Origin of the sequence: Tardiphaga sp. 42S5, assembly GCF_034044155.1 — a bacterium.
Classification (GTDB): domain Bacteria; phylum Pseudomonadota; class Alphaproteobacteria; order Rhizobiales; family Xanthobacteraceae; genus Tardiphaga; species Tardiphaga robiniae.
Window position 1 is genome coordinate 2,682,871 of sequence record NZ_CP139027.1, and the last position, 24,683, is coordinate 2,707,553.

The 24,683-nt window shown below is 60.2% G+C and carries 21 protein-coding genes, 1 tRNA gene and 1 pseudogene; 13 read left to right on the top strand and 10 right to left on the bottom strand.

Annotated features, from left to right (window positions below; genetic code table 11):
- Positions 1-15: 15 nt before the first annotated feature.
- The 6 genes and pseudogenes from SFY93_RS12490 (at position 16) to SFY93_RS12515 (ending at position 7,450) form a co-directional block, all read left to right on the top strand.
- A pseudogene (locus tag SFY93_RS12490) lies at positions 16-968 on the top strand (hypothetical protein).
- 147 nt (positions 969-1,115) lie between these two features.
- Positions 1,116-1,451 carry a hypothetical protein gene (locus SFY93_RS12495; RefSeq protein ID WP_320447331.1) on the top strand — a complete coding sequence of 112 codons (336 nt, stop codon included), beginning with the start codon at positions 1,116-1,118 and terminating at the stop codon, positions 1,449-1,451.
- 266 nt (positions 1,452-1,717) lie between these two features.
- The gene (locus SFY93_RS12500; RefSeq protein WP_320447332.1) at positions 1,718-3,457 is read left to right on the top strand and encodes an adenylate/guanylate cyclase domain-containing protein; all 1,740 of its coding nucleotides are present in this window, start codon (positions 1,718-1,720) and stop codon (positions 3,455-3,457) included.
- Positions 3,458-3,475: 18 nt separating this feature from the next.
- Positions 3,476-4,669, top strand: a complete 1,194-nt coding sequence (locus SFY93_RS12505; RefSeq protein WP_320447333.1) for a phosphatase PAP2 family protein — start codon at positions 3,476-3,478, stop codon at positions 4,667-4,669.
- 47 nt (positions 4,670-4,716) lie between these two features.
- Positions 4,717-6,711, top strand: a complete 1,995-nt coding sequence (locus SFY93_RS12510) for a S8 family serine peptidase (RefSeq protein ID WP_320447334.1) — start codon at positions 4,717-4,719, stop codon at positions 6,709-6,711.
- Between the two features lie 85 nt (positions 6,712-6,796).
- Positions 6,797-7,450, top strand: a complete 654-nt coding sequence (locus SFY93_RS12515; RefSeq protein ID WP_320447335.1) for a Crp/Fnr family transcriptional regulator — start codon at positions 6,797-6,799, stop codon at positions 7,448-7,450.
- A 210-nt stretch (positions 7,451-7,660) separates the two neighbouring features.
- Here SFY93_RS12515 and nadC read toward each other — a convergent pair whose 3' ends face one another.
- The 9 genes from nadC to SFY93_RS12560 form a co-directional block, all read right to left on the bottom strand.
- The gene (gene nadC, locus SFY93_RS12520) at positions 7,661-8,527 is read right to left on the bottom strand and encodes a carboxylating nicotinate-nucleotide diphosphorylase (RefSeq protein WP_320447336.1); all 867 of its coding nucleotides are present in this window, start codon (positions 8,525-8,527) and stop codon (positions 7,661-7,663) included.
- Between the two features lie 14 nt (positions 8,528-8,541).
- The gene (locus SFY93_RS12525; RefSeq protein WP_320447337.1) at positions 8,542-10,071 is read right to left on the bottom strand and encodes an L-aspartate oxidase; all 1,530 of its coding nucleotides are present in this window, start codon (positions 10,069-10,071) and stop codon (positions 8,542-8,544) included.
- Complete coding sequence (gene nadA / locus SFY93_RS12530) at positions 10,068-11,051, bottom strand: quinolinate synthase NadA (RefSeq protein ID WP_320447338.1); 984 nt, start codon at positions 11,049-11,051, stop codon at positions 10,068-10,070. Before nadA ends, SFY93_RS12525 begins: the two co-directional genes overlap by 4 nt.
- A 52-nt stretch (positions 11,052-11,103) precedes the next feature.
- Positions 11,104-12,096: an NUDIX hydrolase gene (locus SFY93_RS12535; protein ID WP_320447339.1), complete on the bottom strand. Its 993-nt coding sequence runs from the start codon at positions 12,094-12,096 to the stop codon at positions 11,104-11,106.
- Between the two features lie 168 nt (positions 12,097-12,264).
- Positions 12,265-12,843 carry a DUF4145 domain-containing protein gene (locus SFY93_RS12540; RefSeq protein WP_320447340.1) on the bottom strand — a complete coding sequence of 193 codons (579 nt, stop codon included), beginning with the start codon at positions 12,841-12,843 and terminating at the stop codon, positions 12,265-12,267.
- Between the two features lie 6 nt (positions 12,844-12,849).
- Positions 12,850-13,707 carry a hypothetical protein gene (locus SFY93_RS12545; protein ID WP_320447341.1) on the bottom strand — a complete coding sequence of 286 codons (858 nt, stop codon included), beginning with the start codon at positions 13,705-13,707 and terminating at the stop codon, positions 12,850-12,852.
- Positions 13,708-14,209: 502 nt separating this feature from the next.
- Positions 14,210-14,284, bottom strand: a tRNA-Val gene (locus tag SFY93_RS12550).
- A gap of 170 nt (positions 14,285-14,454) precedes the next feature.
- Entirely contained in the window at positions 14,455-15,717 is a 1,263-nt protein-coding gene (locus SFY93_RS12555) for a coiled-coil domain-containing protein (RefSeq protein WP_320447342.1), read from the bottom strand.
- A gap of 134 nt (positions 15,718-15,851) precedes the next feature.
- Positions 15,852-16,436 (bottom strand): DUF1134 domain-containing protein, encoded by a 585-nt coding sequence (locus SFY93_RS12560; RefSeq protein WP_089267524.1) that lies wholly within the window; start codon positions 16,434-16,436, stop codon positions 15,852-15,854.
- Between the two features lie 113 nt (positions 16,437-16,549).
- On the opposite strand from SFY93_RS12560, the gene SFY93_RS12565 reads away from it, so the two are divergent.
- On the top strand, positions 16,550-17,044 hold the full coding sequence (locus SFY93_RS12565; protein WP_176454721.1) for a YHS domain-containing (seleno)protein: 495 nt from the start codon (positions 16,550-16,552) through the stop codon (positions 17,042-17,044).
- Positions 17,045-17,051: 7 nt separating this feature from the next.
- Here the strand turns inward: SFY93_RS12565 and cysQ are convergent, their stop codons facing one another.
- Positions 17,052-17,888 carry a 3'(2'),5'-bisphosphate nucleotidase CysQ gene (gene cysQ, locus SFY93_RS12570; protein ID WP_320447343.1) on the bottom strand — a complete coding sequence of 279 codons (837 nt, stop codon included), beginning with the start codon at positions 17,886-17,888 and terminating at the stop codon, positions 17,052-17,054.
- A 165-nt stretch (positions 17,889-18,053) separates the two neighbouring features.
- Between cysQ and chpT the strand changes: the two genes are divergently transcribed.
- From chpT to SFY93_RS12600, 6 genes are all read left to right on the top strand, one after another.
- Entirely contained in the window at positions 18,054-18,701 is a 648-nt protein-coding gene (gene chpT / locus SFY93_RS12575; protein WP_068737134.1) for a histidine phosphotransferase ChpT, read from the top strand.
- Positions 18,702-18,901: 200 nt separating this feature from the next.
- Positions 18,902-21,634 (top strand): hybrid sensor histidine kinase/response regulator, encoded by a 2,733-nt coding sequence (locus tag SFY93_RS12580; protein ID WP_320447344.1) that lies wholly within the window; start codon positions 18,902-18,904, stop codon positions 21,632-21,634.
- Positions 21,635-21,645: 11 nt separating this feature from the next.
- Positions 21,646-22,128, top strand: coding sequence for a chemotaxis protein CheW (locus SFY93_RS12585; RefSeq protein WP_068737130.1), 483 nt, complete (start codon positions 21,646-21,648; stop codon positions 22,126-22,128).
- Positions 22,129-22,173: 45 nt separating this feature from the next.
- A complete protein-coding gene (locus SFY93_RS12590) occupies positions 22,174-22,539 on the top strand; it encodes a response regulator (protein ID WP_068737128.1) in 366 nt (121 codons plus the stop codon).
- A 159-nt stretch (positions 22,540-22,698) separates the two neighbouring features.
- Positions 22,699-23,805: a protein-glutamate methylesterase/protein-glutamine glutaminase gene (locus SFY93_RS12595; protein WP_414717116.1), complete on the top strand. Its 1,107-nt coding sequence runs from the start codon at positions 22,699-22,701 to the stop codon at positions 23,803-23,805.
- Positions 23,802-24,683 (top strand): CheR family methyltransferase, encoded by an 882-nt coding sequence (locus SFY93_RS12600; protein WP_320447346.1) that lies wholly within the window; start codon positions 23,802-23,804, stop codon positions 24,681-24,683. Before SFY93_RS12595 ends, SFY93_RS12600 begins: the two co-directional genes overlap by 4 nt.

A 24,683-nucleotide genomic window follows, 5' to 3' on the forward strand; every position in this document is an offset into this window, starting at 1 on the left:
CCGGAGGAGTTTCCAATGATATCAAAAGCATTCGATACGGTGATTGAGGACGCCGGAAATGCACTGATCGGTCCGTGGCGACAGCCCCGACAGATGCTCCATGCGCAGACTTACGACTCTCACGCATCCATCCATGACGATGCCACCGCGCAGAAGCTCGGCTTCAAGGGCGGGACCATCGAGGGCCCGACCCATTTCAGCCAGTTTGCACCGCTCTGCGAACGACTGTGGGGCAAGGACTGGTTCGAGACGGGCTGTATCTCGGCGCATTACCGCGCTGCCGCCTTTGAGGGCGAGGAGGTACAGGCCGTTGTCGAAAAGCCGATCGATGGCGGGCATTATTGCACGATCAGGATGGCGAAGCGTGATGGCACCGAAGTGTTGCGCGGCAGTGCCTCAATCGGCCGCGATGCGCCAGCCTCCGCCCTGGATATCCGACTCACTGAGCTAAAGTCGCTGAGTGATGCCGTAATCCTGCGCGACATCAAGCTCGGCATGACCACCGCATCGCAGACGGTTCGGATTGATTTCGATCAGAATATGGGCGAGCTCTATCCATTCTCGCTTGAACAGAAGCTCAAGGTCATCACCGAGCCGTCGCCATATTACGCGCCCGAGAGCGCAGGCAATTCGCCATGGGGACGCGCGATCATTCCGATGGAAATGCTCAGTGTGTTGTTTCAGCACGGCAGCAAGAAGGATCGTCTGCCGGTCAAGGGGCCGGCAGTTGGCCTGTTCGCTGATCAGGAAATCCGGTTGCTGCGAGGTCCGCTGTTCGTTACCGCCTAGACCGCAAGGTCGTCGCTATGTCCGGCAGCAAGCGCACCGAGAGCCTGTGGGTCCGCACCGAAGTCTTCGATAGCTCGAACGCGCTGGTCGCGACGATGCTGCTCAATCTGGCGACGCTCAAGGAATCCTACGCCAGCTACGACCAGGAGTATGCTGCGCTTCCTCGAAGCCACGCGTAGCCTGATACGCTATCTTTTGGTTCAAGGGGCGGCGAGGCTGAGACAAAGAGCATCGGCAATCAGACAAAATCATCCCGGGATGTGACGCTCGTCACATCCACCTCCGGCGGGATGCAGTAAGGCTATGTGCCTTATCTGGAGGCAATCATGAGTGCATCGGAAGATGAACTGGAGCAATCCTATCGTCGATTATACCACCGCTTGATGATCAGGGCCGGAGTGATTTGCGCCGTTCTCATGTGTGCGATCGTGGTTGGGCAGACCGCCGCCGTCCCTGCCATCGTGAAGCAAATCGTTTCAGGCTTTAACGATATGCATCCATCCCCAGGGGCGGAGGCGCCATCGCTACGCGCAGGTCGTAGTTGCCGGCTGAAGAACTCCTGGTCTATGATCGGGATAGCACCATTCGGTCCGGCGGCAGGTATTGAAGACGACGGCTGGCGTATCGAAGTCGAGTCACGTGGCGACGTGAGTGCAATCTAGTCGTCAGGAGCGGCGTCCTGAAATCGCCGTTGTTCAAGTCTAGCTGACAAGTTCTTGGCGGGTAAAATTGAGTGCGATCCGCCCGCGGATGGCCTGCGTACCATTTGAGTCCTGATTTTCGGCTTTCTCGCGGCGCCTTGCAGTCGACCGAGCGTGATACTGAGTTTGTGCGCATTAGTGCACAAGAGTGCGGATCAGAACAGTGACCAGCGTGGCTGATGGCTAGATCAAGCGCTTCACTCGCATTCGAGAATCCGGAATGGGTGGTGCGCACACTGCTCTTCGTGGACGTGGTCGAGTCTGTGCGACTGATGGAAGAGAACGAGGCCAGCACCGTACAGCGATGGCGTAAACTCGTTAAAACGATAGATGAAGATATCCTGCCGCGGTTCGAGGGGCGGCTTGTAAAGAGCCTTGGGGATGGGCTCCTGATGGAATTCCCTCAATCTCCCCTCGCGGTGAAAGCTGCCTTTGCAGTCCAGAATGCGTGTGCGGTTATCAATGAAGGCGTTCCGCAAGATCAGTATATCCTCGTGCGTGAAGGAGCTCACGTCGGTCATCTTCTTGCTGACGAGCACGATGTTTACGGGGCTGACGTTAACCTTGCAGCCCGGCTCACAGGTTTAGCGGGGCCAGGGGAAATTGTTGTATCGGCCGATGTTCGCGACCAACTCGTGCCTGTATTGGATGCCGACGTCGAGGATTTGGGAGCTTGTTACCTTAAACATGTGCATGAACCCGTTCGAGCGTATCGTGTCGGCCCACCAGGGCCGCGACCCGTGATCGAGCCAGGTGCTGTATCAATGCCGAAGTTGCGCGCCACTGTCGCGGTCGTGCCTTTTACCGGGCTGGATGATGGTCCGGAACATCGGGTCATTGGGGAAGTGCTCGCCGACGAAATCATATCCGCGCTTTCGCGTTCATCGGAGCTGAACGTGATCTCGCGCCTGTCGACCTCTGTCTTTCGCGGGCGGGATAGTTCGGTCGAGGAGATCAGCAGCTATTTAACGGCGAACTACGTTCTGTCGGGCTCTTACCGCAAGGCCGGAAGCAAGTTGCGGGTGAACCTCGAACTGGCATCTTCGTCGAATCTGACGATCGTTTGGTCTGATTCGTTCGTTTGTAGCGCGACAGCTTTGATCAGCGGAAAGGACGGTGCTGTCGCGGGTATTGTGACGGCGGTCAGCTTGGCGATCATGGCGCGCGAGCTTGAACGTGCACAGTCGCAATCACTCCCGACCGTCGAGAGCTACACGTTGTTGATGGGGGCGATCGCGCTCATGCATCGCCTTTCGGTGCAGGATTTTGACAGATCGCGCCAGATGCTCCAGGTCTTGACCGAGCGCATGCCCCGACAGGCCGTGCCATGGGCATGGATGGCCAAGTGGCACATATTGCGGGTCCAGCAGGGATGGACCGATGACTGGAGTGCGGATACGCAACTGGCGCTCGATTGCGGGCGGCGAGCGCTGAGTGCCGATCCGCGCTGCTCCCTCGCGCTGGTGGTTATGGGCTTTGCTCATACCAATCTGCTGAAACAATTTGACGTCGCGCAGGAGCAGTATGACCTCGCGCTGCGCGTCAATCCCAACGATGCGATGGCGTGGCTGCTAAAGGGAACGCTTCTCGCCTTCAAGGATGCAGGAAAGTCGGCAGTCGAGCACACCGAGCACGCGCTGAAACTGTCGCCGCTGGATCCTCACAGATACTTCTACGATTCTCTGGCCGCAACGGCTGCTCTCTCCGCCGGGCAATACAAGCGTGCCATCGATCTTGCCAACCGTTCGTTGCGCGCAAATCGCACGCATACATCCACGTTTCGCGCGCTGGCCATCGCGCAATGGCAACTCGGCCTTCATCAAGAGGCACGCAAGACGGTGACCGAATTGATGAAACTCGAGCCGGGCTTGACCGTCGCGAAATATCGCGAGCGTCACCCCAGTGGGGGATATGAAACCGGTCGCATCTGGTCGAGCGCATTGCAGGGAGCTGGTGTACCGAATTAGCAGAACGGGAGCAAAAACATGTGCACGATGGGTCCTGAAGGCGGCGCAGGAGGTGCGGGGGGCGCAGGCGGCGCCGGTGGTGCTGGGGGAGCGGGCGGTGCCGGAGGGGCAGGCGGCGCGGGCGGTGCTGGCGCTGGGCCCTACGGCAGTTATGGATCGCCGCTGGTTGCCGATGCACTCGTCAAGCACCGCGATGGTATCGTTGGAAGCTGGCTCGGTCAGACCGTCAATCGGTCGCCACGTGCGCTGGACGACAAGAAGAACCTCGCGCTCTGGGAGTCGTGGGTGCGGGCGGCGGTCATCGACTTCGAACTGCTGTCGCACCTCCATTTTACGAGCCACTCGGAGAGATTCAGCTACAAGCATCAGGGCAAGAACGTCTCCCGGACACCGAGCGAGAAGTCGGTCACGGTCTGGCAGTTCCACGTTCAAACCACAGCGACAGATCCGTCCCCCAAAGCGAAATCGAGCCGGATAGCGACTTTGATTCGCCCGCCGGTCGACACTTTTAAAGGACAGCTGGAGTTTCTGGATCAATATTCCGATCTTCGCGAGGATCGTGTTTCAGAAATCGTGACCCAGCTCGGTCCTCAATATGCGTTCTGGAGTTCGGTCGTGAACTTGCATCCGGATCGCACCAAGAAGACGATCGAGCTGCTCGATGCTGCGCTTCGGTTTGCGACCGCGGTGGAAATGCGCATCAAGCATGCTCTGGCGTGCTGGCGACCATATGAGCTGTCGTCTCAGGTTCAACCGATCATTCTGACGCCGGGCCACGGGACATTTCCGAGCGGTCACTCAACCGAAAATCACATGATTGCGCGCATCCTGTGGGAGCTGTACGGGCGCGAACCGAGACTAGGTGAGCAGTTGATGCGACAGGCAGCACGCATCGCGGTCAACCGCACAGTGGCGGGTGTCCATTTCCCGGTCGACACTGCGGCCGGTCAGGTGCTTGGACTGTCACTTGCCCGCTATTTCATTCTGCGGGCGAAAGGGGGGGCGAGGTTCAACGCCTGGCGTTTTGACGGCGGGCGATACGCAGCTACTCAGGATTTCGATTTCCATGATTTCTATAATCCAGCAAACGGGCAGGAAAAGCCGAGTCCCCTGATCGATCCGCCCTATGTCGATTTTATTGCCTCCACGCCGCCGGCCGTATCACCGATTCTGAAGTGGTTGTGGGACGCGGCGTTGGCAGAGGTGAAGTAGTTGCTAGGTAATGGCGGTAGGGCGATCGCATTCGCGAGGTGTGCGTTATGGCAGAAGGGCAGAAGCGGGTTTCACCTTATCTCGAATGGGCAGTGCTGACCGAGTTCGCTTATCTCCCGGGTGAGTGGTTCTGGGTCTTGTTGGAGCTTGATGGACCAGCGGAAGCCTTTGCCCGTTCCGTCGTGAGCTCGGGGCTGGATCAGTCCATTCGAATTCCTGCGGTCTATCGAGGGGCGCCACCCTCGCTGAGAGGTGCCGATCTAACATGCTGTATGGCGATCGCAAGGCGCGAGGCTCTTTCCGCAATTGTTGGCGGCAACGTATCGCGCGGAGAGACCAAACGGTTTGCGCCCCTGCTGCCCTCGATCAATCGAATCGAGCTTGGAACGCCGACGACACATCTGTTCGAGAAGACGGACCCGATCGAGCAGCCGTTGCCTGCCACAAGGCCGTCGCGGCGGGCAATTGTTGCGATCATCGATGACGGATTGGCATTCGCGCATGAGAGATTCCGCTTTCGGAATGGCCGATCACGGGTGAAGTACTTCTGGAACCAGGATGATCACACAAATACAGGCATGCCGACGGGCTTCGGCTGGGGGCGCGAGCTGCAGGAGAACGAGATCAATCGGCTGCTGACGTCCTGCACGCATACTGGACTGCTGGATGAGGATGAGTTCTATCGGTTGGCCGGCCAGAAGCTGGTTGCTCGCCGCGCTAAGCACGGAACGCATGTCATGGATATCGCCTGCGGGCGCGATCCGAAGCATGCGGTTCCTGAAGATCCTAGCCTTCCCTATATTATCGGCGTTCAATTGCCGAAGTGGGTGACAGAGGAGACGTCGGGCGCATTCCTGACTCCGAATGTCTACGCCGCTATTTCCTATGTACTCAGCCGTGCGGATCAGATTTCGGCCGCCGAAGGGACGGGGCCAATCCCTGTGGTCATCAATTTGAGTTATGGGACCATTGCAGGCCCGCACGACGGCACGTCGCAGCTCGAAGCTGCGATCGATGAGTTGATAGCGTCACGCACCGTACCGCTCAGGGTCGTTCTGCCAGCCGGAAATCACTATCTGGCGCGATGTCATGCCTTCGTCGAACTGCCTCAGGTATCAGTCCGTAGCCAGCAGCCCGAACGCTTGAAGTGGCGCGTGCAGCCTGACGATAAGGCCAACAGCTTTATGGAGCTCTGGCTGCCCAAACAGCCAACAGAGAAGTCCCGGCCCGAAATCGCCATAAGGATTACCACTCCGACGAACCAGCGTAGTCCCTGGATTGGGGCTAACCAGGACTGGCAGTGGCGCGTAGGAGGCCGGCTCCGGTTCTTCGCGAAATACGATGCTACAGTCGGGGAGCGATCACAGATATTCCTTGCCATGGCGCCCACCGCTGCTCTTACAACTCCTCCACGTACGGCGCCGTCCGGGACGTGGCTGATCGAGTTCAAAAACAAGAGGGCAGCCACGACAGTCGATGTCTGGATTCAGCGCGGCGACACGCCGTTTGGCTATCCGTTGTCAGGGCGACAATCTCGCTTTGAGGACAAGGATTACGTGCGTTTCGACCTTGCCGGACGACTGGAGCAAGACGACAAGGGCTCCAGCCCGGTCCGGAGGGAAAGTACAATCAACGCATTGGCAACAGGAACGCGCGCGATCGTTGCGGGTGCATATCGTCGCAGTGACAAGGATGTCAGCGAATATTCGGGGGGCGGAGGACGCGCGACTGCGGGTGGCGCGTCCCCAATCCGCAGCCCCGACGTGTCGGCAGTCGGAGACGAGTCGCCAGTGTACAGAAATCTGCTCGCCGCGGGCACGCGCAGTGGGTCCGTTGTGACGATGAATGGGACAAGTGTGGCGGCTCCCCAGGTGACGCGATTGATCTCGGAATTGATGATCTCGCAGCTTGCCTGCGATCGTCCGGACGTACAGCGCATCGTGAGAAGAGGAGACACAAAGGCGCCAGGTCCGGGCTCACCACTGGCTGTGCGGCTAGGGGCTGGCCGGCTGGATCGGTGCGGACGTCCAAACAGACCCTAATTATGGACCGGTGCGGAGCACAGGGAACATCGCGGTGTCGAAAGCGAAGGCAGCGAGCTCAGCGAGCCGTCAGGCGGCCATACGTATGAACGCGATCTTCAGCGACCTCGCGCCCGAGACGGTTGCCCAGCTGTTTCATCGCGCGTCTTTCCAGACCTTCGAACGGGGAGACTACATTTTTCGACGCGGAGACCCTGGGACGTGCCTGTTCGGAGTTGTGGAAGGCTCGGTGAGGATGTGTGCATCCTCCCCTGACGGTAAGAGCGCGGTGTTAAATCTGATCAGTGCCGGTCAGACATTTGGCGAGATTGCTGTTTTGGATGGCCTCGACCGAACAACGGATGCAATCGCGAATAGCGATTGTGAGATCTGGGGAATTGCGCGGCGCGATCTGATCCCCCTGGTTAGAACCGAGCCGGCTTTGGCTGCTAAGTTCATTGATTTGTTATGCGCCCGCCTGAGATGGACAAGCGAGCATCTGGAAGAGGTAATTCTTCACGGCCTGGAGGCTCGTCTTGCCCATATCGTCATAAAATTTGCGGAGCCGAATGTGCAAATGGATGGACCCCCTGTGGTGAATATGACGCAACAGAGCGTCAGCGAGATGGTGGGAATTTCGCGGGAGCGCGCAAATAAAATCATATCCGCTTGGGCCGATCGCGGCTGGGTTCTAGTCAAGAATCGTACACTTGTCCTTCTCGATACTCAGGCGTTGAAGAACGTCGCCACGCGAAGTTAGAACGTGACGGTGCTTTACCGATCGGATGTGCATTTTTGCGCCGAGCAGTGAAAAGATCTGATGCTTTTGGTCTCCCGAGAGACTCTGGCTAGAGGACGAAGGCCAGGCGGCGCGGGATCGACGAAGCTAGTGGTAAAAGTTGCAATCGGGATAATTGCTGAGGCTTTCTGTTGATATTGAGTTCGACCGCAACAACATCAATAGCCTGACTCACATCTTCAAATCGTCCGGTTTGAAATCGAGCCCGATGTCGAGAACGCTAACGCTATGGGTGAGCCATCCGATTGAGATCAGATCGACGCCGGTCGCAGCGATGTGTGGCGCTGTAACGGGCGTGATGCGGCCAGAGGCTTCGGTAACCGCCCGACCTGCGACCATCGCGATAGCTTCCGTGAGCGTCGCTGGATCCATATTGTCGAGAAGCACGGCGTCTACACCGTGATCGAGCGCCTCGCGCAGCTGATGGAGCGTATCGACTTCGAGTTCGATCTTGACCAGATGGCCGACGCCAGCTTTCGCCCGCTTCAGCGCCTCGGTTACGCTGCCGGCGATGGCGACGTGATTGTCTTTGATGAGCACGGCATCGTCGAGGCCGAACCGGTGATTGCTGCCACCGCCAACGCGGATCGCATATTTTTCGATGGCGCGCAGCCCTGGCGTTGTCTTGCGCGTGCAGACAATTTTCGTCTGGTAGTCTCGGACCGCGGCAACCACAGATGCCGTTGCCGTCGCGATTCCGCTCAGGCGGCACAGGAAATTCAATGCGACCCGTTCAGCGGTCAAAATACCGCGCGCCGGGCCGGTGATCGTGGCGATCACGTCGCCGGGCGCCAGGACTACGCCGTCGTTGCGCTCGATATGCACCTCGATCGCGGGATTGATCAGTTGAAAGGCGAGTCGAGCGAGGTCGAGCCCGGCCACCACGCCGGGCTGGCGCGCAACAAGAAGTGTTGTGGCGCGTCGGTCGGCTGGCACGATCGCATCGGTCGTGAGATCGCCGGCTCGTCCGAGATCTTCGAGCAATGCCATGCGAACCAATGGCTCGATCATGACATGGGGGAGCGGTGAGGGCGTCATGGCGATCCTTTGGGTTAGGCGACGAGTTCCGGGATGTCGTCTCGCGCGGTTTGAAGCGCGTTATCAAGGCGCAGCGTCGAACGCTGCGCCAGACTCGTGTGCTTCGGGAAGTCGGTACGTGCATGCGCGCCGCGGCTTTCCTGGCGGCGCAAGGCAGCGATCACGATCATCAGGCCGACGATTGCGGGGTCGCTTGCAGCTTGCTGCGAGATCGCGAGCGGATAGAGCGCGCGAGCGGCGGCACGCAGGCCTTCGCCATCGCGCAACACGCCTGCGGCACGCGACAGAATAGGGCGCACTAAAGTTGGGTCGCTGTCTGTTACTCCATCGGGCAACATTGGCTGGCGCCGCCGGGTGGAGGTCGTTGCGGCAATATTCTCGGCAACCCAGCCGCCACACACGGCCGCCTCGAGGAGTGAATTACTGGCGAGCCGGTTTGCGCCATGCAGGCCAGTGCAGGCAGCTTCGCCGCAGGCCCACAGACCGTCGACGGAGCTCCGCCCGGTCCGGTCAACCAGTATGCCGCCCATGTGGTAGTGCGCAGCGGGACGGACAGGGATTGGCTGCGTAACCGGATCGATTCCTGCGTCGCGACAAAGTGCCGTGATGGCCGGGAAACGCCGCGTAAAGTCGAGTCCCTTCACGCCCCTTGCGTCGAGAAAAACCCGATGCCCCGCCGCGATGTGCCGCCAGACGGCACGTGCAACGATATCGCGGGACGCAAGCTCGGCGCCGGGGGCACCGCCCATGAAGCGATCGCCATTCCCATCGATCAGGATCGCGCCTTCTCCGCGTACGGCTTCACTGATGAGTTTCAGTGGAGAGGACTTGCTGTCGAGCGCCGTCGGATGGAATTGGATAAATTCAAGATCGGCCATGACGGCGCCGGCGCGTGCTGCGAGCGCGAGGCCCTGGCCAAAGGATCCAGCCGGATTCGTCCCATGCAGAAACAGACCTCCGATGCCACCGGTCGCGATGACGACACGGTCGGTGGCAAAGAGCACGGGTCCTCGACCGGTATGGCCAAGAAGACCCACCACTGCATTGTCCTCGACGACCAGGCGCTGTGCCGTAGCCCCCTCGATCACCGTGATCGAAGGCGTCTCGTGGACCTTGCGGACCAGGGCTCGAATAACGTCCCGGCCTGTTGCGTCACCCCCGGCATGGATGATCCGGCGGCGCGAATGCGCGGCCTCGAGGCCGAGGACTATCTCGCCGCTGGCATCCCGATCGAAAATGACGCCGAGCCGCACCAGCTGTTCGATCGCGGCGGGCGCGGCGGCGAGGATTGAGGCTGCGATGGTTTCGTCGCACAAACCGTCACCGGCGGCGAGTGTGTCTGCCAGATGCAGCGAAGTACTATCATCCGCCCCGATACTGGCAGCGATGCCGCCTTGTGCGAGTGCGCTCGACGATTCCGAGCCCAGGGGTGCGCCGGTCAGGAGCAATACTGGCCGCGGCGCCAGCGCCAGGGCGGTCATGAGGCCGGCGATGCCGCCGCCGATGATGACGGGAGCGCCGTTCGTATCGTGCAACGCTGTCATGTGACGGCCAGCATTCGTTCGACCGCGAGGCGTGCGCGCGCTGCGACACCGTCGTCGATCGTAACCTCGTGCTGCATCGTCTCCAACGCGTGACGGATGTTGCCGAGCGTGATCGTCTTCATGTGTGGACAAAGATTGCACGGACGAATGAATTCGAGATCCGGGTACTGGATGGCGACATTGTCGCTCATCGAGCATTCCGTCAGAAGCACGACGCGCGGTGGTCGTTTGCTTGCGACATAGGACGACATGGCGGCCGTGGAGCCGGAGAAATCAGCCTCCGCCAGCACGTCCGGCGGGCATTCCGGGTGCGCCAGGACGACGACACCGGGGTGGTTGTCGCGCAATTGCCGCACCTCTTCGGCGCTGAAGCGCTCGTGCACCTCGCAGTGCCCGGTCCAGGTAATTACTTTTACTGCGGTCTCGGCGGCAATGTTCCTGGCCAGATATTCGTCCGGCAGCATGATCACGCGTTCAACGCCAAGCGACTCGATCACCGCCTTGGCATTGCCCGAGGTGCAGCAGATATCCGACTCGGCCTTCACCGCTGCCGAGGTGTTCACATAAGTCACGATCGGGACGCCGGGATAAGTTTGCCGCAGCAGCCTCACGTCCTCGGGCGTGATGGAGTCGGCAAGCGAGCAGCCGGCACCGCGATCGGGAATCAGCACGGTCTTCGACGGATTGAGCAATTTGGCCGTCTCGGCCATGAAGTGAACGCCGGCGAGAACGATGACGTCTGCTTCCACGTGCATTGCTTCGCGCGCCAAAGCGAGGCTATCGCCGACAATGTCCGCGACGCAGTGGAAGATGTCCGGTGTCTGATAGTTGTGGGCAAGGATGACCGCGTTGCGGCTTTTCTTCAACGCGATGATCGCGTCGATACCTTCTGACAGCATCGACCATTCGATCGCGGGGATCGCATGGCGCACTTTCGCATAGAGATGTTCCGAAGGACGCAGTTCGGGTATCGACAGCATATCATATACTCTCGTTGAGCATATATTATACTGTAATCGAGTATAAGCCTTGTCAAGCCCCCGAGACGGGAAGTTTGGTTCCGGCGATGGCGCGTTCCGCAAGGACGGCACGGCGAAAGCGGAAGAGCTTTGCAGGACGTCCGCCGGTGTCCTGACTGGTTTCGCCAGTTTCCTCAACGAGTTCCTGCTGCTCGATCAGGCGGCGGAAATTCGGCTTGTGCACTTGCCGTCCGGCCAGCGCCTCAACACAGCGTTGCAATTGCAGCAGCGTGAATGTGTCCGGCATCAATTCAAACACGACAGGATGGTATTTGATCTTGGCCCTGAGTCTTGCAATTCCAGTGGCCAGAATCCGGCGATGGTCCAGGATCATGGGGTGACCCGGCGTGTTCGATAAAGCCGCATGGGTAGACGTGGATGCTGCGGAATTTCCGCGCGTCGCCTCCGGGATCAGTTTCGCCTCATATAGTAGTTCGTACCGCTGCAGAACCAGTTCCTCGTTCCAGCTGTGCTCCTCGAAACCGAAGAGCATGGCGGCGCGCTGCCGGCGAGCGCGCTGCGCCGCCCGATCGGATGCTGCGGAAGCCCAGGCTTTGAGCCCTGGCTGCAGAGCCTTCTCCACCAGCGGCGGCGGGCCATCGCGATGATCCTCCCAGGGGAAGTAATCATACCAGCCGCGCCATCTGGCCTCGTGTTCGCCGAATGTCGGTTGTTCTCGTGTCAGGCCAAGATAGCTGATCGAGATGACATGCTGCCCTGTGGCGCCAGCGCGATCACGATCTGCAAAGGTGTAGAGCTGCTCGACATAACCGAGTGGCAACCGTGTCTGCCGTTCGACCCAGGCACGTAGCCCCGATTGCAGCGAACGATGGGCGAGTTCGAAAGGCCCGGAGGGCAGGGCGCGCTGATCCTGGATCGTTAGAACACGAGGCTCACCCGAGGTCACGGCCACCAGCACGGCAACGAGATCAGCCGCAATTCCTTGCGGTGATGAATGCGCTGCCAGACGCACTGGCCTGGAATTGGGACTGTCAAGCGGGTCCATGAGCTCGTCTGCTTAAGTGTTCATAGGGGCAGCGTGAAAGGCTGCATCGCGAATCCATGCCGATATTTTTAGCATGAAGCTGCAACGCGACGCGTACGGGAAGAGCAGTCCTCCGCACTTGAGTGGTCGCTTCAGCGCACTCGTGACGTGTGACGGAGAGGCCGAACCTCAGGGTAGTGGCTCACTCTTGAGGGTGAGCTCTGGTTTTCCGTCGTCATCTTTCAACTGAACGTCAAAGCCTGTGTATGACGTTAGCCGTATCATTGTTTGAGCCGCAACCGTTTCAAACTGCTTCCTCGGCGTCAGGTCATCAATAGGGGCCATCTCACGGGGAGGGTCGTAGATATTGATCGTCTTCAGCTCGCCACATACCGCAGCGACCTCGTCTGTGTCGAAAGTGATAGGCCGTTTGGCATGCGCGAACGCATTTCGAATATTCCGTATCGCCCTAAGGTTCTCCCGGGTTATTGGGCCGATTAACCCGATGGCTGCTGCGAACGCACATTTACGGGAGAGCGTGCCCAGAGGGCCATCTCCACCGTAAAGCTCATCTCTGAGCTTCTTGTCGCCATTGTCGATCCAGTGATCTATTGCGCGGTCCAGTTCGTTCTCAAGCTGGGCGGTGAGTATAAGGCATACACCTCGATCATCGGCGTCATCTGAAACGGCCTTGTTGAAGTCCTCCTGGTGCTCGGCAGTGGCCGGTGCGCTGGTTAGATCGCGAAGCTTTGAGATGCTGTTCGCCATCGCTCCTCACTTCTCAGGAGCAGTTGGTAGGTTGCCGAGAGTCGCTAAGGACAGTTCGGGGTCAACGACTGGCTTGGGGGAGAACCCTGCAATGTCCTTCTCAAGCTGCCTTTGCAGCTGTAGCTCTTCTTTGAGTTTCTTGTCTTGCTCCAGAATGAGGATCAAGGACTGACGCAGCACCTTGAAGAAGCCCAAACATTGTTCTTCCTCCAGCTCATGGATACCTAAACTGAGGATCGAGTAGATCTTCGCGTTCTTTACCAAAAAGGGCGGGAGGTGGTCGTGCAAGAGCTTGAGCTTGTCCTCCATCCTTACAGCGTAGAATTGTTCATCCTTCCAACCTTCTGCAGCTTTAAACTCCTCAAAGCGATTGATGATGATCCGCTCAAAGATGCGACGCAAATAGACGTACGAGCCTATTCCGACATTATGTGCAGCAAGCCCAATCGCTTTATGAAATTCAGCCGAATCCTGCTTGCTTAGAAGCTTCGAGTAATCCTTGCTTTCATCCAATGCGATATCAGCAAAGGATGGCCACTGGCCCGTTTTCTGCAGGCGGCCCGCTCGCAAGTGAAAGTCAAATGTGATCTGATGAGCCTCGACTCTCGTGCATTGGATAATCAAGGTGCCGAGCGTGGCAAAATTTTTGCCCTGACCATATTTTAGCACCCACTCCGGGCTGCTTGTACCGCTGTATCGTTTGAAAGTGCGCACCTGTCGACACGTGGGGCAAAATCCATCGACCTTCATGCTAGCGTCAGAAAATAGACCGGACATTTGCTCCAGCGAAAGCAGCGACTCTGTGTACGGCGGAGTTTTGAAAAAGAAGTCTTCTTCTGTTGTGTAATTAGGAATGGTTGTCACGAGGTCTCCAGCTATCTTGCCAAAGGAATATAAGTTGAGCGCGTAATCAGCGGAAAAGCAGCTGTGAAGGAACGACCGGACGGTAGCCCGGTCGGTACGCCGTCTCAACCTGGAGTTTCGGGCAATCCAGCGGGGTCTACCTTCCGGCAGTATGCGCTTGGCCATTCTACCGCCCGAGCACCGGAAATCTGGGTTGCGCAGGAGCGCCACCTTGAGGGCGCGGGACCGACTGCCGCAGGGTTGGATGACGGGGTGAAATCCTACTCACTGCGCCACACAGTGACACGGTGGATGTGCAAGAGCCGGGTGAGTGGGTGGGACGTGGCAACGCAGCTCGGCCACCAGCGGCCGGGCACCAAAGGAACCCACATGGCGTTCGACCGGACTACCTGAAGGATGCGGCGAAGGCGTTGAACAAGCTGGTGCTTGCCAGTTGCTCGCTACCACGCTGGAGGAGGAAGTACACCGCCATCCGAAATCGTAAAGAAAGCAAAGGGATGTATGGTGGGCGCACAAGGGATCGAACCTTGGACCTCTCCCGTGTGAAGGGAACGCTCTCCCGCTGAGCTATGCGCCCGGGATGCCGTACAGACCAAAAGGCCGGGCGGTAATGGCCCGGCGGGGACTGACGTCAGTGGCGCGATTTAGGGAATAGGGGGCGGGGGTGTCAAGCGAACCCTGCCGCAACTCCGCACAATAAGTCTCCCCATCCGGCCGGGCGGCCGATCCGGGTTCCTGGCCCGCGATTTAGCCCGGCTGCGTGGCGCGGGAGGCATGGGACTGCAGCGCCCGGATCCGGTCGGCGAGGGTGCTGTTGGGGGCGAAACCTGCGTCATTGGCCGGGCGCGGCTGGGCCGCGGGCGCCGGAGCGGCGGCCAAAATTGCCTCGATGGGCGAATTCGGCCCTTCCAGTGTCATCGCCATTTTGGCCACTTCGGCGGCGATGTCGTTGATGCGCTCGCGCAGCAGGGCGTTTTCCATGCGCTCGGTGGCCCATGCGCTCTCGGCCTGCTGATGGACGCCGTTGAGGTCGCGCTGCAGCTTGGCGCGCTCGTCGCGGACGGTGGCGAGCTCGGCTTCCACGGCGGCTTTCTCGGCGCGCAGCTTCTCGATGACGGGCGATCCCTTGGCGCCGTTCATGGCGGCGAGCTCGACGCGCAGGTCGCGCGCGATCTGTTCGGCGGCCTCATTGGCCTGGCGCAACTGGCTGTTTTCAAAATCGCGCTCGGCCAGGATCTTGCTCTGGGTCGAGAGCTGGCTCTCGAGATCGGTGACGCGGGTGCCGAGCTGTTCGGCTTCGCGTACCTGGATGGTGAGCTGCTGATCCAGATCAGTCACGCGCTGGCTGAGATTCTCGACGCGCGCGCGCGCCTCGGTCAGTTCGCGCGTTGCGGTGTCGGATTCGCCGCGCTGCAGCTCCAGTCGGTGCTGCGTATTGGCGAATTCCTTTTCGGCATCGCCGACGCGGCCCTTCAATTCCTCGACCTGCGCGCGCACAGCAATGAGTTCGACCTGGCGGGTGTCGGCCACCATGGAGCGGTCCGAGAGGTCGTGGTTCAGCTTGGCGAGTTCGGCCTGCTTGTTGCTCAAGGCCTGTTCGGCGGCGCGCAACGCTTCCGTCTTGCTGGTGAAGTCGGCCTCGGTGAGGCCGAGCTTTTCCTTCACGGCGGCTTCACGGGCTTCCAGCGCGAAGATCGTGGCGTTCTTTTCGCCGAGCTCAAGCTTCATGCGGTTGATGGCGTCAGACTTCTTGCCGAGTTCGGCGAGCTGGCTGGTGGTCTTGTTCTTGAGCTGGTCGACGCTCATTTCCAGCCGGCGTGCCGCCATGGCGAATTCCGCGCGCAGCTGGTCCTTGTCGGCCTGGATTTCCGCCATCGACAGCGGCGTGGCGGCTTCGAGCCGGCGGGTGGTGAGGCGGACGGCGCGGTTATGCACCAGCGGCATGATCATCAGGCCGCAGAGCATCGAGACCAGAAAACCGATCGCCAGATACATGATCGGTTCAACCATGACGAATGCTCCCACGCTCTCAAAATGCAGCGGTTAGCATGCCATGGCACCGCCGGCAAAGACAGCGTAACGCCTCGTTAACCTTTATTCAGCCGTTCAGAAGCGCTTGATCGCAGGACCGCGCGATCGAGGGCTTAGAACGGGTTCCAGGTCGCGCTGGGGGTATATTTGAGATAGCCGATATTGGCGCCGAGCCGCAGGCCGAGACCCGATCGGATCGGCACCAGCACGACGTTGTTGGCAGTCAGTGCCGTCATACCGAAGCCGCCGATGATGTAGGCGGAGCCGTCGATACCGGCGAAGCGCTGATAGATCGCCTGGGTGGCCGGCAGGTTATAGACCAGCGTCATGGTACGGGCGCCGTCGCCGCCCCAGTCGAAGCCGACCGAAGGGCCCTGCCAGTAGACGCGCAGATCACCGGCATTCTTCGTATAGAGCGTGCCTTCGCCGTAACGGAGGCCTGCCACGATCGCGCCGCTGCCTTCCTCGCCCAGAATATAACCGTTCGGCAGCCCCCACTGGCTGACGGCCTTTTCGATCACCGAAGCGAGGCCGCGCGAGACATTGCCGAAAAACCGGTGTCCGGCCGTCATGAGTTCTTCGGACCGGTAGGTGTCCGGTGCGGCCTGGCCGCGCGGTGGTTGCTGCGCAGAAGCCGGCGAGAAGGCGAGCGTGAACGTGGCTAGCGCGACCGCTGCCAGGCGTGATGCGAAGGTCATGAAAAGAACCCCTGGTATTTCAAATTTGCGACCGCGGCCTTAACCGGATGCTGAGAAGCACGGTTTAACTCTGCAGTCATTGTCCCCGACTCCCTATACTATCGGTATCAACTATGACGGCACAACGGCGGGAATTGTCAGGCTGGAGCCGTGGAATTGCCTTGATTCTGCTGCTGGCGGCCGCTCTCGTCCCGGCGGGCGCGCAGGCTGCGACCAGTGAGCGCGTGGTCACTGACCGATACACGGGTCTCGCAATCAGCGGTTTCGATCCGGTGGCCTATTTCACCGAAGGCCGCCCGACGCTGGGGCAGCCGGACTTCGAAATGTCGGAAGAGGGCACCGTCTGGCGCTTCCGCAACGAGGGCAACCGCGCCTCTTTCGCCGCGCATCCGGACATCTACGGTCCGCAATTCGGTGGCTATGATCCCGTCGACGTCGCCCGCGGGGTCGCCTTCGCCGGGAATCCGCGTTTGTGGCTCATTACGGGCGAACGCCTTTACCTGTTCGGCCGGGAGGAAACCCGCGACGCCTTTGCTGCGGCACCGGCCAAATATCTGCCCGGCGCGCGCAAGCGCTGGCCGGGCGTGCAGGATATCCTGGCGAAATAATGCGGGTTCAGCCGCGCGTGCTCGCGGTGGGGTCACCCCAGGCGATGAATTCCGGCACGATGAAGTCTTCCCGGTTGCCGCCGAAGCGAACCGCCTTGCCAAAGGTGTCGGTCACCTTGCCGCCTGCGGCCACCACCACGGCATGGCCGGCGGCCACATCCCATTCGCAGGTCGGCGCCAGCCGCGGATAGATGTCGGCCTGGCCCTCGGCCACGCGACAGAATTTCAGCGCCGAGCCGAACTCCTGTCTGACAGCACCGGGGCGGCTGGCGATGAAAGCCTCGGTTCGCTGGTCGCCATGGGAGCGGCTGACCGCTGCGGTCCATGTCGCGCCCGGAGCAGGCGCCGTGCGGGTCTGGATCGGTGTGACCTTGCGGATGGACAGGTCTGGTGCGAGTTCGACACGTTCGGCGCCGCGCCCGACCAGCCCGCGCCAGATCAGCCCGAGGGCGGGGGCGCCGACGATGCCGAGCAATGGTGCGCCATCGACGATCAATGCAATATTGACGGTGAACTCCTGGCGGCCGGCGACAAATTCTTTGGTGCCGTCAAGCGGGTCGATCAGGAACAGTGTGCCGGCATAGGGGGGCGTGGCGAGATGGAGACGCTCTTCGGACAGCGACGGGATTCCCGGAAACAGCCGGGCCAGTCCTTCGCCGATGACATGGTCGGCCGCGAGATCGGCTTCGGTCACGGGCGAGCCGTCCGCCTTGCCATCCACGGTCATGACAGTGCGGTTGACCTTGAGGATAGCTGCGCCGGCCTGTGCGGCGAGCTCGGTCAGCGGCTCCAGCAGGACGGCAGCCCGCGCGGCATCCATGCGAGGTAGCGAATCATCCGTCATCGACCAGCCTTCATCCCTTGCATGCCATCCCAGTTCATTTCTACACGCGCCCGTCGGTGGACTGTGCCAGCCTTGCTGTGGTCGCGCCACCATCTGCGGTGTATCTAACCGTAAAGCAAATGCTTGATTCGCCGTTCATTCTGTGTGGCCCCAGGAGCGCATTTCATGTCCGACACTCCCACGCCAGGTCCGGCCCCCGATGCCCTTGAACTCGCGGCATTGCTCTGCTCGCGGGTCTGCCACGACCTGATCAGCCCCGTGGGCGCGATCGTTAACGGGCTCGAAGTGCTCGATGACAATCCCAAGCCGGAAGACAAGGAATTCGCGCTCGATCTGATCCGGAAGAGCGCCAAGACCGCGTCGGCCCGCCTGCAGTTCTGCCGGCTCGCCTTCGGTGCCGCCGGCTCGGCCGGCGCGCAGATCGATCTCGGCGACGCGCAGACCATGTCGCGCGGTCATCTTGAAGACGCCAAGACCAAGATCGAATGGAATCTGCCGCGGCTTCTGCTGCCGAAGAACAAGGTCAAGCTGCTGCTCAACATGCTGGTAATCGCGCAGCAGACGATTCCGCGCGGCGGCGTGCTCAAGATCGATGGCATCGGCGAAGGTGAGCCGCAGGGTTTCAAGATCACGGCCGCAGGCCTCAACGCGCGCCTGCCGCAGGCCATCGTCGATATGCTGGCCTCGGAACAAGTTGGCAGCATCGATGCCCATGCCGTGCAGCCTTACTACACGCGGCTCCTGGCGCAGGCTTGCGGCCTCAAGGTGACCTTGGTGCCCGAAGGCGACGCCATCGTCGTCACCGCGATCTGATCGCAAACTCATTCAACTCTTAATGAACTCTTTACGAGTCCGCCGTTTGGCGGGCTCGTACGTGTGCGAGCATATAGCTAAATGTCGCATTCATTGTTTTTGGGAATGCTCAACTAATATTAAACGCTTTGCGGGGAAAGTAGCCAGACTTCGAAAGGCGTAGCGAAAGTCGCGAGCCTGGAGTGTGAAGGCCTATTTTCATGGATGATCTTCTCCGCGAGTTTTTGACGGAAACCAACGAGAGCCTGGATACGGTTGACAATCAGCTGGTCCGCTTCGAACAGGACCCGAATAACGCGAAAATTCTCGATAATATTTTTCGCCTGGTTCACACCATCAAAGGCACGTGCGGATTTCTCGGACTGCCCCGTCTCGAAGCCCTGGCCCATGCCGCCGAGACATTGATGGGCAAATTCCGCGATGGAATGCCGGTTACCGGAGAGGCGGTTACGCTCATCCTGACCACGATCGATCGCATCAAGGAAATTCTCAGTCAGCTCGAAGCCACGGAAGTGGAGCCGGAAGGCGTCGACGAAGATCTGATTGGCGAACTGCATCACATGGTCGAAAAAGGCATGGAATCGATGACGGAATCTGCACCTCCGATCGCACCGGAAGCGCCTGTCGTGGCCGAGTCGGCCCCGTTGGTCGTTCCGACCTTGGAGCGTGAATTGCGCCCAGGCGAAGTCTCGCTCGAAGAGCTTGAGCGCGCCTTCCAGGAAACCGCCATCGAAGTGGCACCGCCCGTAGCAGCTGCTGCGCCTGCGCCTGCAGCGCCCGTCGCGCCGCCGGCTCCGGTTGCTGAAAAGCCCGCCGCGCCGAAGGCTGCTGCTCCGAAGCCTGCCGCCAAGAAGACCGCAGTCGAGGTCGACCAGCCAGAAGCTGACAAGGTCGCGAACCAGTCGATCCGCGTGAATGTCGACACGCTCGAACATCTAATGACCATGGTCTCCGAGCTGGTGCTGACCCGCAACCAGCTGCTGGAAATCAGCCGTCGTCATGAAGACACCGAATTCAAGGTGCCGCTGCAGCGCCTGTCCACCGTGACCGCCGAACTGCAGGACGGCGTCATGAAGACCCGCATGCAGCCGATCGGCAATGCCTGGCAGAAGTTGCCGCGTATCGTGCGCGATCTGGCCGGCGAACTCGGCAAGCAGATCGAACTCGAGATGCACGGCGCCGATACTGAACTCGATCGCCAGGTGCTCGACCTTATCAAGGATCCGCTCACCCACATGGTGCGCAACTCGGCGGATCACGGCCTCGAAACGCCGGCTGAGCGCGCTCAGGAAGGCAAGCCGGAGCAGGGCACCATCCGTCTGTCCGCCTATCACGAAGGCGGCCACATCCTGATCTGCATCGCCGACAACGGCCGCGGCCTCAACACCGAGCGGATCAAGGCGAAGGCGATCTCGAACGGTCTGGCCACCGAAGCCGACATCGAGAAGATGTCGGAAGCCCAGATCCACAAGTTCATCTTCGCACCGGGCTTCTCGACTGCAGCTGCAGTTACCAGCGTCTCCGGCCGCGGCGTCGGCATGGACGTGGTGCGCACCAATATCGATCAGATCGGCGGCACCATCGACATCAAGTCGGTGGCCGGCGAGGGCTCCAGTGTCACCATCAAGATCCCGCTCACGCTGGCCATCGTGTCGGCGCTGATCGTTGAAGCCGGTGGTGATCGCTTCGCGATCCCGCAGCTCGCGGTCGTCGAACTGGTGCGTGCACGTGCCAATTCCGAACATCGCATCGAGCGCATCAAGGACACCCCGGTGCTCCGTCTGCGCAACAAGCTGCTGCCGCTGATGCATCTGAAGAAGCTGCTGCAGATCGATGACGGCTCGTCGGCCGATCCGGAGAATGGCTTCATCGTCGTGACCCAGGTGGGCAACCAGACCTTCGGCATCGTCGTCGATGGCGTCTTCCACACCGAAGAAATCGTCGTCAAGCCGATGTCCACCAAGCTCCGTCACATCGGTATGTTCTCCGGCAACACCATCCTGGGCGATGGCGCGGTGATCATGATCGTCGATCCGAACGGCATCGCGCAGGAGCTTGGTGCTCTGGCATCCAACGCTCACGAGATCGCCGACGAGAACGCCGCAATGCGCGCGATGAATGCAGAACAGCTGACGTCGCTGCTGGTGTTCCGCGCCGGCTCCGCACAGCCCAAGGCCGTGCCGCTCGGTCTCGTCACGCGTCTCGAAGAAGTGGGCGTTGACAAGGTCGAGCTGTCGAACGGCCGCTACATGGTCCAATACCGTGATCAGCTGATGCCGCTGGTGCAGATGGAAGGCGTGACCGTCCGTACGTCGGGCACCCAGCCGATCCTCGTTTTCGCAGACGACGGTCGCTCGATGGGTCTCGTCGTCGACGAAATCGTCGATATCGTCGAAGAGCGGCTGCATATCGAAGTGGCCAGCGGTCGCGAGGGGATCCTCGGCTCGGCTGTCATCAAGGGTCTCGCGACCGAAGTGATCGACGTCGGTCACTTCCTGCCGATGGCTTTCGCCGATTGGTTCAGCCGCAAGGAAATGCGTGTCTCCGCGACGGCACAGTCGGTGCTGTTGGTCGATGACTCCGCGTTCTTCCGCAACATGCTCTCGCCCGTGCTCAAGGCTGCGGGCTACAAGGTGCGCGTCGCCACCAACGCGCAGGAAGGTTTGACTTTCCTGCGTTCAGGTCAGGAGGTCGACGTGATCCTCACCGACATCGAAATGCCCGACATGAACGGTTTCGAATTCGCCGAAACCATCCGGGCGGATCAGAGGCTGAGCCACACGCCAATTATCGCCCTGTCGGCGATGATCTCCCCGGCGGCCATCGAGCGCGGTCGCCTCGCAGGTTTCCATGATTACGTCGCCAAGTTTGATCGCCCCGGCCTGATTGCGGCGCTCAAAGAACAAACCACTGAAGTTCGCCAGGCTGCGTGAGGGAAATCGCAATGACCAGTACCACCACGACCAAGGCTCCGAGCGCTGACGGCGCGATCACCGAATACGTGACCACCATGATCGGTGGACAGCTGTTCGGCATGCCGATCTCGCGCGTGCAGGACGTGTTCATGCCCGAGCGTCTGACCCGCGTGCCGCTGTCCTCCAGCGACGTCGCCGGCGTGCTCAATCTGCGCGGTCGAATTGTGACCGCGATCGACATGCGTTCGCGCCTTGGCCTGCCGAAGAACGATGACGGCAAGCCGCCGATGGCTGTGGGCGTCGATCTCCGCGGTGAATCTTACGGCTTGCTGATCGACTCGATCGGCGAAGTCCTGAAGCTCGCCGATGAGAGCCGTGAAGTGAATCCGGTCAATCTGGATCCCCGGATGGCCAAGATGGCCGACGGCGTCCATCGTCTCGATGGGCAACTGATGGTCGTACTCGACGTTGATCGCATCCTGGAAATCTCGCCTGACAAGCTGGCCGCCTAAGACCAGCACTTGGACAATTTTGTCCGCGGTGGAAATGAGGCTCACATGAAGACGTGTCTGGTTGTCGATGACTCCAGTGTCATCCGTAAGGTCGCCCGTCGGATTCTCGAAGGTCTCGATTTCGAGATCACCGAAGCTGAAGACGGGGAGAAAGCGCTCGAAATCTGCAAGCAGAACCTGCCGGACGCTGTTCTGCTCGATTGGAACATGCCGGTGATGGATGGCTACGAGTTCCTGCGTAATCTGCGCCGCATGCCTGGCGGCGACGTTCCGAAGGTCGTGTTCTGCACGACGGAGAACGACGTGGCCCATATCGCGCGCGCTCTGCACGCCGGCGCGAACGAATACATCATGAAACCGTTCGACAAGGAAATCGTGTCGGCGAAGTTTCAGGAAGTCGGCCTGATCTAACTTTCACGCCGGAATTGCGTATTCCACTTCCGGCGTTCGCCTTTTTGTTTGTGCATTTTTTCAGTGCATTTGTCGCGTTGTGTTGCGTCCGGTGAGTTCATGAGTGTTGATGTGATAAGTCCTCCTGTTGTCGATTCGCGGTATGAGCCACTGCGAGTCATGGTGGTGGACGACTCCGTCGTCATTCGCGGCCTGATCTCACGCTGGATCGAGGCTGAGCCCGACATGGCCGTCGCAGCCTCACTCCGCACCGGTCTCGATGCCGTCAACCAGATCGAGCGCATCAATCCCGACGTTGCGATTCTTGATATTGAAATGCCGGAGCTCGATGGCATTTCGGCGCTGCCGCAGCTGCTGGCGAAGAAGCGGAATCTCATTATTATCATGGCGTCGACGCTGACCCGCCGCAACGCGGAGATCAGCTTTAAGGCGATGTCGCTCGGCGCCGCCGACTACATTCCGAAACCGGAGAGCACCCGGGAGATTTCCGCAGCCGACATCTTCAAGCACGACCTGTTGCAGAAGATACGTCATCTTGGCGCGAAGGTTCGCCGCCTGAAGTCGGCGACGACGCCGTCGATCGTGCCATCTCCCGCGGCGCGTGAGGCTGCGCCGTCTTTCAAGTCCGTGTCATCAGTCGCCGCGCAGGCGCAGCTTGTGAAGCGTCCTTTCAGCGCCACGATGCCACGCGCGCTGCTGATCGGTTCGTCCACTGGCGGTCCGCAGGCCTTGATGACGCTGGTTGCCGAAATCGGCGCCGTGATCGACAAGGTGCCGGTGCTGATCACGCAGCATATGCCGCCGACCTTTACGACCATTCTCGCCGAACATCTTGCGCGCGCCAGCAAGCGTCCGGCTCGCGAAGGTGTCGATGGTGAGATCGTCAAGGCCGGTCAGATCTACCTCGCGCCGGGCGGCAAGCATATGCGCGCCGTCAAGCAGGGTGCCAACATCGCCATCGCGCTCGATGACGGTCCGCCGGTGAATTTCTGCAAGCCTGCTGTCGATCCGCTGTTCACGTCTGCCATCGACGTCTGGCACGGCGCCATTCTCGCCGTCGTGTTGACAGGCATGGGTTCGGACGGCATGCGCGGCGGCAAGGATATCGTCGCGGCTGGCGGCAATGTCATCGCGCAGGACGAAGCATCGAGCGTGGTGTGGGGTATGCCCGGCGCTGCCGCCAATGCGGGCATCTGCTCGGCTATCCTGCCGCTCAATCAAATCGGTTCGAAAGTGGTTCGTCTTTTCTCGGGAGATCGGTCATGACACCGGCAGACTATGATTTCCTGCGCAAGTTCCTGAAGGAGCGCTCGGGTCTCGATCTGTCTGCTGACAAGCAGTATCTGGTCGAAAGCCGGCTGATGCCGCTCGCGCGCAAGGCCAACCTGTCGGGCATTGAAGAGCTGGTCCAGAAGATCAAGAACGGCTCGTCCACGGTTGCGTCCGACGTGGTCGAGGCGATGACCACTAACGAAACCTTCTTCTTCCGCGACAAGGTCCCGTTCGACCATCTTCGTGACGTCGTGCTGCCGGAGATGATCCAGGCACGTGCCGCCCGCAAGAGCCTGCGGATCTGGTGTGCGGCTGCGTCTACCGGTCAGGAGCCGTATTCGATCGCGATGACCATCAAGGAAATGAGCGCCCAGCTCGCCGGATGGCGGATCGAGATCATCGGCACCGATATCTCGCAGCAGGTGCTCGAGAAGTCGAAGTCGGGCATCTACACCCAGTTCGAAGTCCAGCGCGGATTGCCGATCCAGCTGCTGGTGAAATACTTCAAGCAGACCGGCGAGATGTGGCAGATCAATCCGGAGATCCGGTCGATGATCCAGTACAAGCCGCTCAATCTGCTGCAGGACTTCTCCAGCATGGGCAAGTTCGACATCGTCTTCTGCCGCAACGTGCTGATCTATTTCGATCAGGAGATGAAGACGCAGATCTTTGGCCGCCTTGCCAAGTGCACGGAGCCTGATGGCTTCCTGGCGCTGGGCGCCGCAGAGACCGTTGTCGGCCTGACCGACGCGTTCAAGCCGCATGCCGACAAGCGTGGCCTGTACCGTCCGAACGTCGTCCGTGCCGCACCGTCGATCGTGCCGAGCATGACGCCTGTGGGTCTCAAGGCCGCTGCTTCGCCGGCACGCTGA

Coding starts and splice junctions, on each gene's coding strand:
- SFY93_RS12495 (WP_320447331.1), top strand. CDS start 1,116: ATGAGTGCATCGGAAGATGAACTGGAGCAATCCTATCGTCGATTATAC.
- SFY93_RS12505 (WP_320447333.1), top strand. CDS start 3,476: ATGTGCACGATGGGTCCTGAAGGCGGCGCAGGAGGTGCGGGGGGCGCA.
- SFY93_RS12510 (WP_320447334.1), top strand. CDS start 4,717: ATGGCAGAAGGGCAGAAGCGGGTTTCACCTTATCTCGAATGGGCAGTG.
- SFY93_RS12515 (WP_320447335.1), top strand. CDS start 6,797: ATGAACGCGATCTTCAGCGACCTCGCGCCCGAGACGGTTGCCCAGCTG.
- nadC (WP_320447336.1), bottom strand. CDS start 8,527: ATGACGCCCTCACCGCTCCCCCATGTCATGATCGAGCCATTGGTTCGC.
- SFY93_RS12525 (WP_320447337.1), bottom strand. CDS start 10,071: ATGACAGCGTTGCACGATACGAACGGCGCTCCCGTCATCATCGGCGGC.
- nadA (WP_320447338.1), bottom strand. CDS start 11,051: ATGCTGTCGATACCCGAACTGCGTCCTTCGGAACATCTCTATGCGAAA.
- SFY93_RS12535 (WP_320447339.1), bottom strand. CDS start 12,096: ATGGACCCGCTTGACAGTCCCAATTCCAGGCCAGTGCGTCTGGCAGCG.
- SFY93_RS12540 (WP_320447340.1), bottom strand. CDS start 12,843: ATGGCGAACAGCATCTCAAAGCTTCGCGATCTAACCAGCGCACCGGCC.
- SFY93_RS12555 (WP_320447342.1), bottom strand. CDS start 15,717: ATGGTTGAACCGATCATGTATCTGGCGATCGGTTTTCTGGTCTCGATG.
- SFY93_RS12560 (WP_089267524.1), bottom strand. CDS start 16,436: ATGACCTTCGCATCACGCCTGGCAGCGGTCGCGCTAGCCACGTTCACG.
- SFY93_RS12565 (WP_176454721.1), top strand. CDS start 16,550: ATGACGGCACAACGGCGGGAATTGTCAGGCTGGAGCCGTGGAATTGCC.
- cysQ (WP_320447343.1), bottom strand. CDS start 17,888: ATGACGGATGATTCGCTACCTCGCATGGATGCCGCGCGGGCTGCCGTC.
- chpT (WP_068737134.1), top strand. CDS start 18,054: ATGTCCGACACTCCCACGCCAGGTCCGGCCCCCGATGCCCTTGAACTC.
- SFY93_RS12580 (WP_320447344.1), top strand. CDS start 18,902: ATGGATGATCTTCTCCGCGAGTTTTTGACGGAAACCAACGAGAGCCTG.
- SFY93_RS12585 (WP_068737130.1), top strand. CDS start 21,646: ATGACCAGTACCACCACGACCAAGGCTCCGAGCGCTGACGGCGCGATC.
- SFY93_RS12590 (WP_068737128.1), top strand. CDS start 22,174: ATGAAGACGTGTCTGGTTGTCGATGACTCCAGTGTCATCCGTAAGGTC.
- SFY93_RS12595 (WP_414717116.1), top strand. CDS start 22,699: ATGGTGGTGGACGACTCCGTCGTCATTCGCGGCCTGATCTCACGCTGG.
- SFY93_RS12600 (WP_320447346.1), top strand. CDS start 23,802: ATGACACCGGCAGACTATGATTTCCTGCGCAAGTTCCTGAAGGAGCGC.